15 protein-coding genes are annotated in these 18,080 nt (G+C 68.7%); 12 read left to right on the forward strand and 3 right to left on the reverse strand.

Translation table 11 applies throughout. The features are described 5' to 3' along the window. Window positions 1-107 precede the first annotated feature (107 nt). Complete coding sequence (locus tag CFB46_RS34050) at window positions 108-1,034, reverse strand: 2-hydroxyacid dehydrogenase (protein ID WP_027786613.1); 927 nt, start codon at window positions 1,032-1,034, stop codon at window positions 108-110. A gap of 12 nt (window positions 1,035-1,046) precedes the next feature. Continuing rightward, window positions 1,047-1,907: a GNAT family N-acetyltransferase gene (locus CFB46_RS34055; protein WP_027786614.1), complete on the reverse strand. Its 861-nt coding sequence runs from the start codon at window positions 1,905-1,907 to the stop codon at window positions 1,047-1,049. 462 nt (window positions 1,908-2,369) lie between these two features. On the opposite strand from CFB46_RS34055, the gene CFB46_RS34065 reads away from it, so the two are divergent. From CFB46_RS34065 to CFB46_RS34125, 12 genes are all read left to right on the forward strand, one after another. Then, the gene (locus tag CFB46_RS34065; RefSeq protein WP_027786616.1) at window positions 2,370-3,038 is read left to right on the forward strand and encodes a haloacid dehalogenase type II; all 669 of its coding nucleotides are present in this window, start codon (window positions 2,370-2,372) and stop codon (window positions 3,036-3,038) included. A gap of 456 nt (window positions 3,039-3,494) precedes the next feature. After that, the gene (locus CFB46_RS34075; RefSeq protein WP_027786617.1) at window positions 3,495-5,078 is read left to right on the forward strand and encodes an ABC transporter substrate-binding protein; all 1,584 of its coding nucleotides are present in this window, start codon (window positions 3,495-3,497) and stop codon (window positions 5,076-5,078) included. A 79-nt stretch (window positions 5,079-5,157) separates the two neighbouring features. Then, window positions 5,158-6,111 (forward strand): ABC transporter permease, encoded by a 954-nt coding sequence (locus CFB46_RS34080; protein ID WP_027786618.1) that lies wholly within the window; start codon window positions 5,158-5,160, stop codon window positions 6,109-6,111. A 31-nt stretch (window positions 6,112-6,142) separates the two neighbouring features. After that, window positions 6,143-7,102 (forward strand): ABC transporter permease, encoded by a 960-nt coding sequence (locus CFB46_RS34085; protein WP_027786619.1) that lies wholly within the window; start codon window positions 6,143-6,145, stop codon window positions 7,100-7,102. Then, the gene (locus CFB46_RS34090; RefSeq protein WP_027786620.1) at window positions 7,102-8,970 is read left to right on the forward strand and encodes an ABC transporter ATP-binding protein; all 1,869 of its coding nucleotides are present in this window, start codon (window positions 7,102-7,104) and stop codon (window positions 8,968-8,970) included. Before CFB46_RS34085 ends, CFB46_RS34090 begins: the two co-directional genes overlap by 1 nt. 195 nt (window positions 8,971-9,165) lie before the next feature. Beyond that, entirely contained in the window at window positions 9,166-10,443 is a 1,278-nt protein-coding gene (locus CFB46_RS34095; protein WP_027786621.1) for an NAD(P)/FAD-dependent oxidoreductase, read from the forward strand. Between the two features lie 23 nt (window positions 10,444-10,466). Then, window positions 10,467-10,898 carry a helix-turn-helix domain-containing protein gene (locus CFB46_RS34100; protein ID WP_027786622.1) on the forward strand — a complete coding sequence of 144 codons (432 nt, stop codon included), beginning with the start codon at window positions 10,467-10,469 and terminating at the stop codon, window positions 10,896-10,898. A gap of 120 nt (window positions 10,899-11,018) precedes the next feature. Continuing rightward, window positions 11,019-11,753 (forward strand): cupin domain-containing protein, encoded by a 735-nt coding sequence (locus CFB46_RS34105; protein ID WP_027786623.1) that lies wholly within the window; start codon window positions 11,019-11,021, stop codon window positions 11,751-11,753. A gap of 2 nt (window positions 11,754-11,755) precedes the next feature. Next, window positions 11,756-13,081, forward strand: a complete 1,326-nt coding sequence (locus CFB46_RS34110) for an NAD(P)/FAD-dependent oxidoreductase (RefSeq protein WP_027786624.1) — start codon at window positions 11,756-11,758, stop codon at window positions 13,079-13,081. A 140-nt stretch (window positions 13,082-13,221) separates the two neighbouring features. Then, window positions 13,222-14,679, forward strand: coding sequence for an aldehyde dehydrogenase family protein (locus CFB46_RS34115; protein WP_027786625.1), 1,458 nt, complete (start codon window positions 13,222-13,224; stop codon window positions 14,677-14,679). Between the two features lie 65 nt (window positions 14,680-14,744). Further along, complete coding sequence (locus CFB46_RS34120) at window positions 14,745-15,932, forward strand: M20 aminoacylase family protein (protein ID WP_027786626.1); 1,188 nt, start codon at window positions 14,745-14,747, stop codon at window positions 15,930-15,932. Between the two features lie 194 nt (window positions 15,933-16,126). Then, on the forward strand, window positions 16,127-17,029 hold the full coding sequence (locus CFB46_RS34125; protein WP_027786627.1) for a GNAT family N-acetyltransferase: 903 nt from the start codon (window positions 16,127-16,129) through the stop codon (window positions 17,027-17,029). Window positions 17,030-17,110: 81 nt separating this feature from the next. Here CFB46_RS34125 and CFB46_RS34130 read toward each other — a convergent pair whose 3' ends face one another. Continuing rightward, window positions 17,111-17,974, reverse strand: coding sequence for an SDR family oxidoreductase (locus CFB46_RS34130; protein WP_027786628.1), 864 nt, complete (start codon window positions 17,972-17,974; stop codon window positions 17,111-17,113). Between the last annotated feature and the right edge of the window lie 106 nt (window positions 17,975-18,080).

The following is an 18,080-nucleotide window of genomic DNA, read 5'->3' on the forward strand; positions in this document are numbered from 1 at the left end:
GACATTCGCATGCGTCTTCAATTTGCGGTCCGAAACGTATGCGCGCGGCGTTTGTGCGGGGCGCTTCGGCATTTTCTGCTGCGTGTCCGGCGGGCCGGGCATACACGTCAGTAGCCGCGTGCGCGATCGACGACGCCGATCATCGGCTGGCCCGCGCGATGGCGAGCGAGGTTCGCGAGCACCGCGTCGACCGCGGTGTCGGGCCGCGTCGCGCTGGCGATGTGCGGCGTGATGCGAATGCGCGGATGCGTCCAGAACGGATGTCCGGCCGGCAGCGGTTCGGGATCCGTCACGTCGAGGATCGCGCTGTCGATGCGGCCGCTCGCGAGCGCGGCGAGCAGCGCCGCCGAATCGAGCTGCGGGCCGCGCCCGACCTGCACGAGCGACGCGCCGGCCGGCAGCGCGTCGAACACGCGCGCGCCGAGCAGGCCGCGCGTGCCGTCGGTCAGTGGCAGCAGGCAGATCAGGATGTCGGTGCGGGCGAGGAACGCGTCGAGCGCCGCGTCGCCTGCATGGCAGTCGACGCCGTCGAGCGTGCGCGGCGTGCGGCTCCAGCCGGCGCACGGGAAACCGAAGCGCCGCAGCGTGTCGAGCACCGCCTGGCCGAGCGTGCCGAGCCCGAGCACGCCGACGCGCCGCGACGCGGCCGCGCGCACGGGCCGCTCGCGCCACGTCCGGTCACGCTGCTGGGCCGCATAGTCGAACAGGTCGCGATGGATCGTCAGCACGGCCTGCGTCACGTATTCGACCATCCCTTCGACGATGCCCGGCTCGATCATCCGCACGACCGGGATGTGCGCGGGCACGCGCGACAGGTCGAACTGGTCGATGCCGGCGCCGACCGAGAACACGACTTCGAGATTCGGCAGCAGCGCGACCGGATCGTCCGGCGGCTGCCACGCGGCGAGATAGCGGACGGCTTCGGCGTCGCCGAGGTCTGGCCAGATCCGGAACGGCAGATCGGGCGCCTGTTGCGCGAAGCGCGCCGCCCACTGCGCGCCGCGCACCGGGTCGGCCTTGTAGAGAAAGCTCATCGTGCGTGCCGCTCAGCCGAGCGCCTGGTTCACGATCGCGAACGCGCGCAGCGTCGGGTCGCGCTCAGGCGCCGTGCCGCGCGCCATCGCGACGACGGTGTCGACGCGCGGCAGCCCGAGCCCCTGCAGCCAGTCGGACAGCCCGCTGTCGCCGGGCACGTCCAGCCGCACGAACATGCCCTCGTGCAGCGCGAGCCAGTGGCTGATCAGCGCTTGCGCGCGCAGCGCATCCGGCGCGATCACGGGGCCGATCACGTGGCCGCGGCCGAACCGGCGGAACAGCGCGAAGCCGAGCAGCTCGCCGTCGCGGTCGAGCGCGATCCCGTTCGCAACGTCAAGCAACGCTTCGATCACCGCACCGCGTTCGTAACCGGCCGCGCGCGACGCGAGCGCGGCGAGGCGCGGCCCGTCGTTGGTGCCGAGCGGGCGCAGGCGCTCGCCGGGCGGCAGCGAGATCAGCGGCGGCTGGAAGGCGGCGCCCTGGTGCTGATCGATGGTGCCGATCGCCTCGAAGCCGAACTTCACGTAGAGCGGTTCGCCGGACGGCGTCGCATGCAGGAAGATCGTGCGCGCCCCGAGGCTGTCGACGACGCGCGCGAGCAGCTCGCGCCCGATGCCGCGGCCCTGACGCTCGGGAGACACGATGACCATGCCGAGCGACGCGTGCGATTCGCCGAAGCGCCAGCCGAACGCGGTACCGACGACGCCGCTTTCGTCTTCGGCGACGAAGCCGCTGCCGAGCCGGAAGACGAAGCGCCAGTCGTCGAGCCGGTGCGGCCACTTGACCGCTTCCGACAGTCGATGGGCGGCGGGCAGGTCGGTTTCGGCGAACGTGCGATAGATGAGCGTGCGGGATGGGTTGAGGTCGGACACGCCGGACTCCGGATGGGTGGGAATGACCCGTTCACTCTGCCAGCGCGGTGGCGGCACGGATAGGACGATTCGCCTGTTTTCCGGCTGCGGCCGGCGCCCGCGGGACCCATGCAAACCCGCACGATCGGCACGAACGAACGCACCGACCGTGCCGGCGCGGCCGGTCGATCCGGCAACGCCTGCTGTGCGAATGCCACTACGATGAATGTACGGCGACGCCGCCTGCCGCCAGGCCGCGCCGGCAGGCGAGCCCGTCGCAGTGGCGCGGTGTTCGTCGGCCGGACCCGCCGCGCCACACCCGATCGCGCCGCAGATCGTGCTGCATGTGCCGCGCAACACGCGGCGATTCTGCGCTTTGAGCCGCGTCGAACGATGTGCGAACGACTTTTTGCCCTGATTCAATTTCAACCAACCCAGCCCGTCCCCGGCCCTGCCGGGGCTTCACACCGACAGGACGTCACCATGATCCAGTTTGAACCGAAGTTCATCACCTTCGACTGCTACGGCACGCTGACCCGTTTCCGGATGGCCGAGATGGCGCGCGAAGTCTATGCGGACCGGCTGTCGCCGGTCGCGATGGAGGAATTCGTGCGTGCGTTCGCCGCCTATCGGCTCGACGAGGTGCTCGGCGCATGGAAGCCGTACCGCGACGTCGTCGTCAACGCGATCCGCCGCACCTGCGCGCGGGTCGGCACGGCGTTCGACGAAGCCGAGGCCGAGCGCTTCTATCTGGCGGTGCCGACGTGGGGCCCGCACCCCGACGTGCCGGCCGGGTTGTCGCGGCTGGCTTCGAAGTACAAGCTCGTGATCCTGTCGAACGCAATGGACGACCAGATCATGAGCAACGTCGACAAGCTCGGCGCACCGTTTCATGCCGTCTTCACCGCGCAGCAGGCGCAATCGTACAAGCCGCGGATGCAGGGCTTCGAATACATGTTCGGCAAGCTCGGCTGCAAGCCGGAGGACGTGCTGCACGTGTCATCGAGCCTGCGCTACGACCTGATGACGGCCGAGGATCTCGGGATCAAGCACAAGGCATTCGTGAACCGCGGCCACGAGCCGGGCACGCCGTTCTACAACTATTACGAAGTGTCGGACATCGGCCATCTCGCGACGCAGCTCGGGCTGTAAGCGGCGCGTTTCTCCGGGGCGACGTCGCGCACGCCGTGCCGCCGCCGGTCGCGATCCCGGGGAAAACCCGCGCAAGCGGCAGGCTGCCGACGTCGCCACGTCGCCACGTCGCCACGTCGCCGCGTCGCGCAAGCCCTGCGCGCATTCGCGCCGCACGGTCGGGATGAACGCGTCGATGCCGGCGAACAATCCTCTGAACTTTCGCGCGTGCGTCGGCATGCGGGCGGCACCCGCCGGCGATTCCTGGCGCATGCAGCGAATCATGCTGCGCAGGCTACCCAAAACGGTCGATTCGTATCGTGAGGGTGCCTCGAATCGCGACAACCGGCATTTTGGCGATGCTTAAATGAATTGCATGTGCACGACGTCGCGCCCGCCACCAGCAAGCGGGCACGGCGAGATTGAACAACCACGCTGGACCCTTGGACCCACTTTCCACAGTCAGGAGCAGTTCGGATGAGCGACGATATCGACAATGGCGGCAAGGGCGGCTTCACGCGCCGCGACATGATGCGGGTCATGGCGGCGAGCGGCATGATGGCCGCCGGGGGCGGCGGGCTGCTGATGCATGCGCAGTCGGCATTCGCCGCGCCCGCGCCGAAGCGCGGCGGCAAGATCCGGGTCGCGAACGAATCCAGCTCGACAGCCGATACGCTGGATCCGGCCAAGGGCTCGACGGGTGCGGACTACATCCGCTTCTTCATGTTCTACAGCGGCCTCACGCAGCTCGACGCGAGCCTGACGCCGCAGATGAACCTCGCCGAGTCGCTGCAGACGGCAGATGCGAAGACGTGGATCATCAAGCTGCGCAAGGGCGTCACGTTCCACGACGGCAAGCCCGTCGGCCCGGCCGACGTGGTGTTTTCGCTGCTGCGTCACAAGAACGCGGCCACCGCGTCGAAGGTCAAGCCACTTGCCGACCAGTTCGCCGACGTGAAGGCGAGTGGCCCCGACGAAGTCACGTTGACGCTCGCCAGCGCGAACGCCGATCTGCCGGTCATCCTCGCGACGCCGCAGCTCGTGATCGTCAAGGATGGCACGACCGACTTCGCGACCGGCATCGGCTGCGGCCCGTACAAGCTCAAGTCGTTCAAGCCGGGCGTGTCGACCGTCGGCGTGCGCAACGACAGCTACTTCAAGCCGGGCATGCCGTATCTCGACGAGATCGAGCTGATCGGCATCAGCGACAGCGCCGCACGCCTGAACGCGCTGCTGTCGGGCGACGTGCACCTGATCAACGCGATCGACCCGCGTTCGACGCAGCGGGTCGCGTCGGCGTCCGGCTATGCGCTGAAGGAAACGAAGTCGGGGCTCTATACCGACCTGATCGCGCGCAGCGACAATCCGATCGTCTCGAATCCCGATTTCGTCGAAGGGATGAAGTACCTGTTCGATCGCGAGCAGATCCGCTCGGCGGTGTTCCGCGGCTACTCGGTGATCGGCAACGACCAGCCGATTCCGCCGGGGCATCGCTACTTCAACGCGTCGCTGCCGCAGCGGCCGCACGATCCGGACAAGGCGAAGTTCCTGTTGCAGAAGGCGGGGGCGCTCGGCGCCTCGCTGCCGCCGATCTATGCGACGTCCGACGCAAACGGGTCGATCGAAATGGCCGTGCTGCTGCAGCAGGCCGGCCAGAAGATCGGGCTGAACCTGCAGGTCAACCGCGCGTCGCCCGACGGCTACTGGTCGAACCACTGGATGAAGCACCCGCTCACCTTCGGCAACATCAACCCGCGCTCGAGCGCCGACGTGCTGTTCACGCAGTTCTTCAAGTCGGATGCGCCGTGGAACGAGTCGGGCTGGAAGAACGCGAAGTTCGACCAGTTGCTGCTCGCCGCGCGTTCGGAAACCGACGACGCGAAGCGCAAGCAGATGTACGGCGACATGCAGGTGATCGTGTCGCAGCAGGGCCGGGTCGGGATTCCGGCGTTCATCAGCTTCCTCGACGGATACGACAAGCGGCTCGCGGGCCTCGGTTCGATCCCGACCGGCGGGATGATGGGCTTCATGTTCGCCGAACACGTGTGGTGGAACGCATGACGTCGTTGCTGGCCGCCGTCGCGCGGCCGGTGCGGATCGCCGCGCCGGCCACGCGCGGTTTTTTGGGGAGTGCCGCTCCATGAACCGGATTCTCATCGGGCTGATCGGCCGGCGCATCGCAGTGACCGCGCTGACGCTGCTGATCGTGTCCGCGATCATCTTCACGATCACGAACCTGCTGCCCGGCGACGCCGCGCAAGCCGCGCTCGGTCAGTCGGCGACGCCGGAAACGGTCGCCGCGCTGCGCCAGCAGTTCGGCCTCGACTTGCCGGCGCACGTGCGTTACGTGCACTGGCTCGCCGGGCTGCTGCACGGCGATTTCGGCCGCTCGCTGTCCGGCGACATGCCGGTGTCGGAAATGATCGGAGGACGCCTGCCGAAGTCGCTCATGCTTGCGGCGATCACGACTGCCGTGTCGGTACCGATCGCGCTGCTGCTCGGGATCCTCGCGGCGGTCAAGCGCGAGTCGGCGATCGACCGCGCGATCAGTCTCGGCACGCTGTCGCTCGTCGCGACGCCGGAATTCCTGATCGCGACGGTCGCCGTGCTCGTGTTCGCGGTGAAGCTGCGCTGGCTGTCCGCGCTGTCGTACGGCGGCCCGATCGACAGCCTGCACGATTTCCTGCGGGCATATGCGATGCCGGTGCTGACGCTGTGCGCGGTCGTGATCGCGCAGATGGCGCGGATGACGCGCGCCGCGGTGATCGAGCAGTTGAGCGCGTCGTATGTCGAGATGGCCGTGCTCAAGGGCGCGAGCCCCGCACGCGTCGTGCTGCGCCATGCGCTGCCGAACGCGATCGGCCCGATCGCCAATGCGATCGCGTTGAGCCTGTCGTATCTGCTCGGCGGCGTGATCGTCGTCGAGACGATCTTCAACTATCCGGGTCTGGCGAGCCTGATGGTCGACGCCGTCAGCAACCGCGATTTCCCGTTGGTCCAGGCGTGCACGCTGATCTTCTGCGTCGCTTACCTGACGCTCGTGCTGTTCGCCGACCTGTGCTCGATCGTGTCGAATCCGCGACTGCGGACCTGAGCGCCCCCGTCCACCTTCCGAGATGCCGCCCATGCACCCGACCGACCCCGTTCATCGCAGCAGCGCGCTGCCGCCGTCAGGCGAACCGCGCTCGCCGTGGGGAGGCGCGACGCCGCCCGCCGCGCCGTCCCCCGACCAGCCGCGCAAGCGCCGCGGGGCACGCCTCGGACTGACCACCGGCGGCCGCGTCGGCCTGTCGATGGTCGGCCTGATGCTGTTCGTTGCGGTGTTCGCGCCGCTGCTCGCGCCGCACGACGTCGGCGCGATCGTCACGCCGGACGTGTTCGCGCCGTTCGGCGCGAAGCTGCCGTTCGGTTCCGACTTTCTCGGCCGCGACATGCTGAGCCGGATCCTGTACGGCACGCGGCTGACCGTGCTGCTCGCGCTGGCCGCGGTGCTGCTCGCCGCGGTGACCGGCACGACGCTCGGGCTGCTCGCGACCGTGTCGGGCCGCGCGGTCGACGAGACGATGAGCCGGCTGCTCGACGCACTCACGTCGATCCCGTCGAAGATGTTCGCGCTGATGTTCGTCGCCGCGTTCGGCTCGTCGCTGCCGCTGCTGGTCCTCACCGCCGCGGTCAGCTACATGCCCGGCTCGTACCGGATCGCGCGCGCGCTGGCGGTCAACATCAGCACGCTCGAATTCGTGCAGGTGGCGAAGGCGCGCGGCGAAAGCGCGCTGTACATCGCGTGCGTCGAGATGCTGCCGAACATGATCCACCCGATGCTGGCGGACACCGGGCTGCGCTTCACGTTCGTCGTGCTGCTGCTGAGCGGCCTGAGCTTTCTCGGGCTCGGCGTGCAGCCGCCGTATGCGGACCTCGGCTCGCTCGTGCGCGAGAACATCGCGAGCCTCGGCGACGGCTCGGCCGTCGCGATCATGCCCGCGGTCGCGATCGCGATCCTGACGGTGGGCGTCAACCTGATGATCGACGGTCTGCCGCATCGCGGCCGCCGCAAGGGCGCGGCCGGCGCCGCCGGAGGACGCTGATGCGACACGAATCGAACCCGCTCGTCGAAGTGCGCGGGCTGCGCGTGGTCGGCGGCCGGCCGGGCGGCGAGGAAACGACGATCGTCCACGGCGTCGACTTCGAGATCGGGCGCGGCGAGGTGCTCGCGCTGATCGGCGAATCGGGCTCCGGCAAGACGACGATCGCGCTGTCGCTGATGGGCCATGCGCGCACCGGATGCCGGATCGCCGGCGGCTCGGTGAAGCTCGACGGCACCGACGTGTGCACGCTGTCCGCGCAAGCGCTGACCGCGCTGCGCGGCCGCAAGGTCGCGTATATCGCGCAGAGCGCGGCCGCCGCCTTCAACCCGTCGCGCACGATTCTCGACCAGGTGATCGAGAGCGCGCTGATCCACAAGACGATGACGAAGCGCGACGCGCAAGCGAAGGCGATCGAGCTGTTTCGCGCGCTCGCGCTGCCGGAGCCGGAGACGATCGGCAAGCGCTATCCGCACCAGGTATCCGGCGGTCAGCTGCAGCGGCTGATGGCCGCGATGGCGCTGATCACCGATCCGGAGCTGGTGATCCTCGACGAGCCGACCACCGCGCTCGACGTGACCACGCAGATCGACGTGCTGCAGGCGTTCAAGAGCGTGATCCGGCGCTACGGGATGAGTGCGGTGTACGTATCGCACGACCTGGCCGTGGTCGCGCAGATGGCCGACCGGATCGTCGTGCTGAGCGACGGCGTGATCCGCGAGGCGGGCGACACCGAACAGATCCTCCATGCGCCGACGCACCCGTACACGCAGAGCCTGATCGCGGCGGTCACGCCGAACGATGCCGAACGCGACGCGCGAGCGGAACAACCGGCCGCGCCGGCGCCGCTGCTCGACGTGCGCGGCGCGATCGCGGGCTACGGCGGCCGCACCGCGAACGGCTGGCCCGCGAAGGTGATCCTGCATGAAGTCGACCTGCGCATCGGGCGCGGGCAGACGGTCGGCGTGATCGGCGAATCGGGCTCCGGCAAGACGACGCTCGCAAAGGTGATCGCGGGCCTCGTGCCGGCGACCGGCGGCGAGATCCTGCTCGACGGCGAGCCGCTCGCGCGCGATATCGGCAAGCGCACCAAGGAGCAGCATCGCCGCGTGCAGATCGTGTTCCAGAACGCCGATACCGCGCTCAACCCGGTGCATACCGTCGAGCGCACGCTCGCGCGACCGCTCGCGTTCTACCACGGGATCAAGGGCGCGCGTGCACGCCAGCGCGTCGCGGAACTGCTCGAACTCGTGCGGCTGCCGCCGGCGGTGGCCGCGCGGCGTACCGGCGAGCTGTCGGGCGGGCAGAAGCAGCGCGTGAACCTCGCGCGCGCGCTCGCGGCCGAGCCCGACCTGATCCTGTGCGACGAGGTCACGTCGGCGCTCGACACGGTCGTCGGCGCCGCGATCATCGAGTTGCTGCGCGACCTGCAGGCGAAGCTCGGCGTGTCGTACGTGTTCATCACGCACGACATCGCGAAGGTGCGCGCGATCAGCGACGACATCGTCGTGCTGTATGCGGGCCGCCGCGTGGAGACGGGCAGCCGCGACGCGCTGTGCGCGCCGCCTTATCACCCGTATTCGCACCTGCTGGTGTCGTCCGCGCCGGAACTGCGCGTGGGCTGGCTCGACGATGCGGCCGAGCGCTGTCACCGTCCGCTGGTGCCGATCGCCGCGGGCGCGGACGATGCCGGGCTGTGTCCGTTCCTGTCGCGCTGCGCGATGCGGGTGGACGGACTGTGCAACCGGACGGCGCCCGTGCTGCGCACGCTCGACAACGGCGCGCAGGTGCTGTGCCATCGCAGCGAGGAAGATCTCGTGCGCTTCCAGGCGGAGCCGGTGCCGGCCGGTGTCACGCCGGTGCAGCTGTAGTGCGCGGGCGCGAACCGTTCCTCGCGCGGTGCGGTGGACGGTGCACCGCATAGTCTGCTGAGACGGTCGCGCAAAACGGCAATTTGTGCGCGTGTCGTGCGCGAATACGCGGCAACCGCGGTTTGTGACGATGATTAAATGATTCCCATTGAACGGTCGCCGATCGTCATTGCCGGCATGCAAATGAAGGATCCAATGAAACTGGAATCGTACTGGCTGGATACCCGCCCCGCGTTTCGCGCCGGCAGCGTTGGCCCCGTCGAAGGGCGCGCCGACGTGGTCGTGATCGGCGGCGGCTTCACCGGCTTGTCGGCGGCGCTCGCGCTCGCGCAGCGCGGCGTATCGGTGGTCGTGCTCGAAGCCGCGCAGGTCGCCGGCGAAGCGTCGGGTCGCAACGGCGGCCAGTGCAATACCGGCGTGGCGCAGGACTACGCGTCGCTCGCCGCCCGTATCGGCGCCGAGCCCGCGAAGCAGTTCTATCGCGCGTACGAAAGCGCGGTGAAGAGCGTCGAGACGATCGTGACCGAACACACGATCGACTGCGACTTCCGGCGCGCGGGCAAGCTGAAGCTCGCCGCGAAACCGCAGCACTTCGCGGGGCTCGCGAAGACCTTCGACGCGTTGCGACGCGACGTCGATCCGGATATCGAACTGATCGAGCCGTCGCGGATCCGCGATGAAATCGCGTCCGACGGTTTTTACGGCGGACTTCTGCAGCGCAACGGCGCGCAGATGCACATGGGCAAGTTCGGCGTCGGGCTCGCGCAAGCGGCCGTGCGTGCCGGCGCGCGCGTCTACGAGCACGCGGCCGTCACGCAGATCGAGCGGCTCGACGGCGAGCGCCACACGGTCACGTGCACGCGCGGCACGCTCGTCGCCGACCGCGTGCTGGTCGCGACCGGCGCCTCGCAGCACGGGCCGTTCGCGTGGTTCCGGCGACGCATCGCGCCGGTCGGCAGCTTCATCGTCGTGACCGAGCCGCTGCCCGACGCGCAGTTGAACCGATTGTTTCCGCATCGCCGCGCGTATGTGACGTCGCGCCAGATCGGCAACTACTTCCGCGTGACGCCCGACAACCGGCTGCTGTTCGGCGGCCGCGCGCGTTTCGCGATGTCGAGCCCGCGCTCCGATGCGAAGAGCGGCGACGTCCTGCGCGCCGGCATGGCCGGCTATTTCCCCGAACTGGCCGGGGTGCGGCTCGACTACTGCTGGGGCGGTCTGGTCGACATCACCGCCGACCGGCTGCCGCGCGCGGGCCAGCACGACGGGCTCTATTACTCGATGGGCTACAGCGGCCACGGCGTGCAGATGTCGGTGCACATGGGCCGCGTGATGGCGGACGTGCTGTACGGCGCGGCCGCGTCGAACCCGTGGCGCGAACTCGACTGGCCGGCGATACCCGGCCATTTCGGGCACGCGTGGTTCCTGCCGCTCGTCGGCGCGTATTACCGGATGCAGGATTTCCTGCATTGAAGCGAGCGCCGGGAGAATTCGATATGACAGTGCAATTCGTTGGCTCGCCGCGTGTCGCGCGGCCCGTCTCGCCGGCGATCGGCGACGTGCTGCGCACGATCGACGCGTCGTTCGCGCAGCCGCTGAACCTCGATACGCTCGCGGCGGTGGCCGGGTTGAGCGTGTCGCGTTTCACCGCGCGTTTTCGCAGCGAAACCGGGCTGTCGCCGCACCGGTATCTGTGTCTCGTGCGGGTACGGCGGGCGCAGGACCTGTTGCGCGCCGGTCTCGCGCCGTCGGTCGTCGCGACCGACGTCGGCTTCTTCGATCAGAGCCATCTGTGCCGGCATTTCCGGCGTGTGCTCGGGATCACGCCGCGCGATTACGTGGTCGCCCGAACGGGCGGCGCATCGGTGCGAACGCCGTCGACGCGCCTGCGCGCCGAACGCCGCGATGCGTCGTGTCATGCGGCATAAGCGCACGCATGGACGTCATGCCCCGCTGAGGATTTTCCGGCAGAAGAGCCGGCGAACGACGATTTCCGATATCGCGTGACGACGTTGAAGCAGTCCGTCGCGCACTGCACAGGAGTAGAAATGACCGCAGTTTTCGTGTTGCACCGGGCCGACGGCGCACCGTCTTCCACCGCATTCAGCAAGCAGGCGTTCGGCGCGAGCGATCCGTTCGCGTCGCATCGCGAGATCGCATGGGAAGGCCCCGACGCGATGGCCGCCGGACGTATCGGTTTCGTGGGCGAGCTGGACGTGCCGAGCTTTCCGCACATCGAAACGCTCGTCGTCGTCGAAGGCGAGCTGACGCTCGAAGCGGTTGGGGCCGCACCGTTGGTCGTCGGCCCGGGGCAAGGCGCCGTCATCGGCTGCGGCACCGCACTGCGCGTCGCCGCGCAATCGCCGGTGCTACTGATGTTCTGCGCGGCAGCGTGCGCGAAACCGACGAAGCAGGGCCTCTTTGCGCTGCGCGCCGACGCGGATTTCAAACCGTCCGCGACGCTGCCGGCCGAGGTACTGCTCGGCCCCGCGCCGCAATGCCGCAGCGACAACGTGTTCACCGACGACGGCGCCGGGTACTGCGCGGGCACGTGGGATTCGACGCCGTATCACCGGATCGTGCGGCCGCATCGCGCCAACGAGTTCATGTTCCTGCTGGACGGCGGCGTGCGGTTCGCGGCGCCCGACGGCAGCGTGCTGTCGCTCGGTGCCGGCGATGCGCTGTTCGTGCCGCGCGGCGCGTCGATCGGATGGGAAAGCAGCGAACGCGTGGCGAAGTTCTACGTCATGCAGACCGTCGATACCACCGTGGAGCGAGACTGAACATGTCCCCTCCGCTGCGCCATATCGAAACCTTGTCCACGCCGCCGGCCGCGGCCGACGTCGTCGTGATCGGCGGCGGCATCATCGGCGTCTTCACCGCCTACTATCTGGCGCGCCGCGGCATCTCGGTCGCGCTCGTCGAGAAGGGGCGCATCGGCGCCGAACAGTCGAGCCGCAACTGGGGCTGGTGCCGGCAGCAGAACCGCGACGCGCGCGAGTTGCCGATGGCGAGCAAGAGCATCGATCTGTGGGAACGATTCGCCGCCGAATCCGGGGAAGACACGGGCTTTCATCGCTGCGGGCTGCTGTATCTCAGCAACGACGAGGCCGAACTGTCCCGCTGGGCCAACTGGGGCGAATTCGCGAAGACCGCGGGCGTGACCACGTACATGCTCGACAGCAAGCAGGCCGCCGAGCGCGGGCGCGCGACCGGCCGGCAGTGGAAGGGCGGCGTGTTCTCGCCGACCGACGGCACGGCCGATCCGGCGAAGGCCGCGCCGGCCGTGGCCGCCGCGCTGATGAAGCTGGGCGGCAGCGTCCACCAGCACTGCGCGGCGCGCGGCATCGAGCTCGAGGCCGGCCGCGTCGCCGGCGTCGTCACGGAGGCGGGCGTCATCAAGACCCGGACGGTCGTGATGGCCGGCGGCGCATGGGCGTCGTCGTTCTGCCGCCAGCTCGGCATCCGGTTTCCGCAGGCGTCGATCCGTCAGTCGATCCTGAGCGTGTCGCCGGTCGAGCATCCGCTGCCGGATGCGATGTATACGTCCGGCGTGTCCGTGACGCGCCGCAGCGACGGACGCTACGCGTTGGCGATCAGCGGCCGCGCGCGGGTGGACCTGACGCCGCAGTTCCTGCGCTTCGCGCCGCAATTCGTGCCGATGTTCGCGAAGCGCTGGCGCAATCTGCTGCCGGGCGGCCTCGAAGGCGTGCGTGGCGGCCATGAAACGTTGAAGCGCTGGCGCCTCGATGCGCCGACGCCGATGGAAGCGGTACGCATTCTCGATCCGAAGCCCGACATGCCGACGGTTGCCGAAACGTACCGCCGCGCGGCCGAACTGTTGCCGGAACTGCGCGACGCGACGATCACGCACGCATGGGCCGGGTTCGTCGACAGCACGCCGGACGGCGTGCCGGGCATCGGCGAAGTGCCGGGCGTGCCGGGGCTGATCCTCGCGGCGGGGTTTTCGGGGCACGGCTTCGGGATCGGGCCGGGCGCCGGGCACCTGATCGCCGATCTCGCGTCCGCGGCGCAACCGTTCGTCGACCCGGCGCCGTACCGGCCCGGCCGGTTCAGCGAGTCGGCATGGGGCAAGGTCGCGGATTTCTAGTGCAAGGCCGTCGCGCGGACGCGGCGCGCCGACCTCAACCCGTGGAAAGGTTTCGACTGGCCCGCGATTCCGGGCCGCTTCGGCAAACCCTGGTTCCTGCCGTTCGTCGGCGCCTGGTATCGACTCAAGGACCCGCTGCAATGAATTCACCTGTTGTTCGCCTAATGCAAGCCGGCCGGCTCGATCGCTTTTTCATCGACGGCGACTGGGTCATGCCGGACGGTCGCGACCGGTTCTCGGTCGTCAGTCCGTCCACCGAAGACACGCTGTGCGAGATCCCGCTCGGCAGCGCGCGCGACGCCGACCGCGCGGTGCGGGCCGCGCGCCACGCGTTCGAACGCTGGTCCGCGACGTCACCGCAGGAACGCGCTGCATTGCTCGACCGCGTGCATGCGCTGATGCTGGAGCGCGCCGAGCTGTTCTCGACCGCGCTCGCGCTGGAAATGGGCGCGCCGATCGGCTACGCACGCGGCGCGCACGTGCCGCTCGCGGCCGAACATATTCGCGTCGCGCGCGATAACCTCGCGCGCTACCCATTCGTCGAGCGGCGCGGGACGACCGCGGTCGTGCGCGAGCCGATCGGCGTGTGCGCACTGATCACGCCGTGGAACTGGCCGATCTATCAGATCACCGCGAAGGTCGGGCCGGCGCTCGCGGCCGGCTGTACGGTGGTGCTGAAGCCGAGCGAACTGTCGCCGCTCAGCGCGCTGCTGTTCGCGGAAGTCGTCGCCGACGCGGGCGTGCCCGCCGGCGTATTCAATCTCGTGAGCGGCAGCGGCGAAACGGTGGGCGCCGCGCTTTCGGCGCATCCGGAAGTCGACATGGTGTCGATCACCGGCTCGACGCGGGCCGGCGTGCTGGTGGCGCAGGCGGCGGCGCCGACCGTCAAGCGCGTCGCGCAGGAACTGGGGGGCAAGTCGCCGAACGTCGTGTTGCCGGATGCGGACCTGTCGCGCGCGGTCCCGCCGGGCGTGGCCGCCGCGTTCCGGAACATGGGGCAATCGTGCAGCGCGCCGACCCGCATGATCGTGCCGCGCGACGCGCTCGGCGCGGTCGAGGCACTGGCCGTCGCGGCGATGCAAACGCTCGTTGTCGGCGATCCGTTCGACGAGGCCACGACGCATGGGCCGCTCGCCAATCGCGCGCAGTTCGGTCGGGTCGCGCGGATGATCGACGCGGGCATCGACGAACGCGCGAAGCTGATCGCCGGCGGCCCCGGCCGGCCCGCGGGGCTCGACAAGGGCTTCTATGCGCGGCCGACGATTTTCTCCGATGTGCGCACCGACATGGCGATCGCGCAGCAGGAGATCTTCGGTCCGGTACTCGCGATCCTGCCTTACGACACCGTCGACGAAGCGGTCGCCATCGCGAACGACACGGTCTACGGGCTCGGCGCGCACGTGCAGGGCACCGACAAGGAACGCGCACGCGCGGTGGCCGCGCGCATCCGGGCAGGACAGGTGCATCTGAACTACCCTGCATGGGATCCTCAGGCGCCGTTCGGCGGGTACAAGCAGTCGGGCAACGGCCGCGAATACGGGGTCGAGGGGATGGAGGAGTACATGGAGGTCAAGTCCATCCTGGGTTTTTATGATTGATGCGGCCGTTGCGCGCGACGCAGCAGTCGCGATTTGAACCGGTTTGCTTAGCAAGGGTGCCGAGAGTGGAAAACGCCATCATCCCCGACGCGTCGCTGGACGCGCATCACGCGCACTGGGCGACACTGCGCCGCGACCTGCACGCGCATCCCGAGTTGCGATTCGAGGAACACCGGACGGCCGACGTCGTCGCCCGCGAGCTCGAAGCGCTCGGCTACGCGGTGTCGCGCGGGCTGGGCGGCACGGGCGTCGTCGCGAGCCTGCCCGGCGCGGATCCGCGCCGCGGCATCGTGCTGCGCGCCGATCTGGACGCATTGCCGATCCACGAAGCGAACGACTTCGCGCACGCATCGTGCACGCACGGGATCATGCATGCGTGCGGCCATGACGGCCATACCGTGATGTTGCTCGGCGCCGCACGCGTACTGAAGGCGCTGCCGCAGTTGCCCGGCGCCGTCCATTTCGTGTTTCAGCCGGGCGAGGAGGGCGGCGCGGGCGCGCGCAGGATGATCGACGACGGGCTGTTCGAGCAATACCCGACGGAAGCGGTATTCGGCATGCACAACTGGCCCGGTCTGCCGGCCGGGCATTTCGGGTTGCGTACGGGCCCGATCATGGCCGCGGGCTGCCGCTTCAGGATCACGGTGACGGGCAAGGGCGCGCATGCGGCACAGCCGCATCTGGGCATCGATCCGGTGCCGCTCGCGTGCTCGATGGTGCTGCAGTGTCAGACCATCGCCGCACGGCACAAGGACCCCGTCGACCCGGCCGTCATTTCCGTCTGCATGTTCCATGCGGGCACGACGGACAACGTGATTCCCGACACAGCCGAGCTGCGCGGCACGATCCGCACGCTGTCGTCGGCATTGCAGCAGAAGCTGCAGCGCGACGTCCGGCTCGCGTGCGAGGGGCTCGCGGGGGCCTATGGCGCGCAGGTCGACGTGGAGTTTTTTCAGTACTACCCGGCGACGGTCAACACGCCGGCCGAGACGGCGCTGTGCGAAGCGGTGATTCGCGACACGTTCGGCGACGCGCGCGTTGAGCGCGACGTGCCGCCGAACATGACGTCCGAAGACTTCGGCTTCATGCTGGAGGAGCGGCCGGGCGCTTACGTGCTGATCGGCAATGCGCAGGACGGCGCGAGCGCGCCGGCACTGCACCACCCGAAATACGACTTCAACGACGACATCATTCCGGCCGGCGTCCGGTATTGGGTCGCGCTGGCGCAGCGTTACTTCACGCGATCGCCGTGATGGGTCGGGGCGGTGTTGAAACCGGTCGACGTCGGGTTGATCGGGCGTCGGGTCCGGGAAAGGCGTTCTTCCGGGTGGTCGGGTACCCATGCCAGCCGGGGAGAGCCGTGCAATTCGTCGCCGCTTCGACGTGATCGCCGCGTATTTTTCAGCGTGCCGTGTCGCACGAAAACACTATTTGGAAGGATTCCTTGATGAAACAGGAACATGAAGTGAAGGCGCACGGCGCGACGTCGGCGCTTCGCTACCGGGGATTCACCGCGGCGGACGTCACCGCTGCCCATGCCCTTACCACGGCGCTTCGCTGGCCGTTCAGGGTGGAAGACTGGCAGTTCTCCGCCGACACGTCGACCGCGTTCGCGGCCGAGGAAGACGGCGTGGTCATCGGCACGGCGATGTGCTGGAAGTTCGGTGCGGATCGCGCGGCGATCGGGCATGTGATCGTCTCCGACGCGCATCAGGGCCGGGGAATCGGCCGCAAACTGATGGAGACGCTCCTCGACGAACTGGGGCCGCGCATCACGTTTCTGCACGCGACGCCGGCCGGTCGGCCGCTCTACGAGAAACTGGGATTCAGCGTGTGCGGATCGCTGGGCCAATATCAGGGCAATGTCGATCGGCCCGCCGCGGTTGCCGTGCCCGACGGCGAGCGGCTGCGTGCCGGTTCGCCGGCGGACTGGCCGCGCCTGATCGAACTCGACGCACGGGCTTCCGGCCTCGAGCGCGAAGCGCTGTTGTCCGCGTTGCTGAAGCGGGGCGAAAGCGTCGTGCTCGAACGCGACGGCGAGGTCGTCGGGTTTTCGGTGCTGCGGCGCTTCGGTCGCGGATACGTGATCGGTCCGGTGGTCGCGCCGCGTTCGGGCGACGATGCGCGTGCGAAGGCGCTGATCGGCTATTGGCTGACGAAACGAGACGGCGAATTCGTTCGTATCGACGTGCCTTCCGGGAGCAGTCTGCCGGCGTGGCTGAGCGAGCAGGGATTGAAACAGGTGGATACCTGTTCGAAGATGGTTCGCAACGCGCCGGCCGCGGCACACGAGGGCCCGGCCGACCCGGCCTTCGGACTGTACGCGTTGATCAGTCAGGCCATGCTGTAAACCCCGGCCGCGCACGGCGGCCGGTTCTTCCAGGGCGGCTGCCCGCCCAGCCACCGTCGGCATGAACGCGCGCCATCGCGCTCAGCGCACAAGCGCGGCCGCGAAGTCGCGATACGTCCGCAGCGGGCGGCCGAGGATCGCGGTCAGCCGCTCGACGTCGCCGGCCTCCGGCACCATGCCGTCGCTGACGTAGCGTTCGGCCATCAGCCGCATTTCGTAGGCCATCCATTTCGGCATGAACTGAGCCAGATTGCTTTCGAACGGCGTCGGATCGTCGCCGCCATACGCAACCGGGCGGCCGAGCGTTTCCGACCAGATCGACGCCAGTTGCGCGCCCGTCAACGTGTCGGGACCGACCAGGTTGAGGGTGTCGACCGGCAGCTTGCCGGGCGCGTCGTGGCGGCGGATCAATTCGATCGCCGCGACTTCCGCGATGTCGCGCACGTCGACCATCGCGGCGCCCTTGCCGCCGATCGGCACCGGATAGACGCCGTGCCCGACGATCACGTCCTTGACCATCGATTCGTTGTCCATGAAATATGCGGCGCGCAGGATCGTCGCGCTGAAGCCCATCTGCTCGATCATCCGCTCCGCGCCGAATTTCACCGCGAGGTGCGGCACGTTCACGAAGCGGTCGGCGTGGAGAACCGACAGATAGACGACGCGCTCGATGCCCGACTCGCGGGCCAGATTCAGCGCAATCAGCGCTTGCGTGAATTCGTCGCCCGCCACGGCGTTGAGCAGGAACAGCGTGCGGACGCCGGAGAATGCCGCCCGCAGCGCGTCGACGTCGAGCATGTCGCCCTGCGCGACGGTCACGCCCGCCGGAAAGTCGGCCTTGGCCGGATCGCGCACCAGCACGCGCACGTCGGCGCCGCGATCGACGAGTTGACGGACGACCTGGCGGCCCACACGGCCGGTGGCGCCGGTAACGAGAATGGTCATGATGTTCACTCCTGAAGTAACGGTTGGGTTGACTGCCTGCGTAAGTTAAGTGATCCACACACGATCCGGAAGATGTGATAAATAGACGTGTCGTCTCACTGGTGGA

The organism is Burkholderia sp. HI2761 (assembly GCF_002223355.1).
Lineage (GTDB): Bacteria > Pseudomonadota > Gammaproteobacteria > Burkholderiales > Burkholderiaceae > Burkholderia.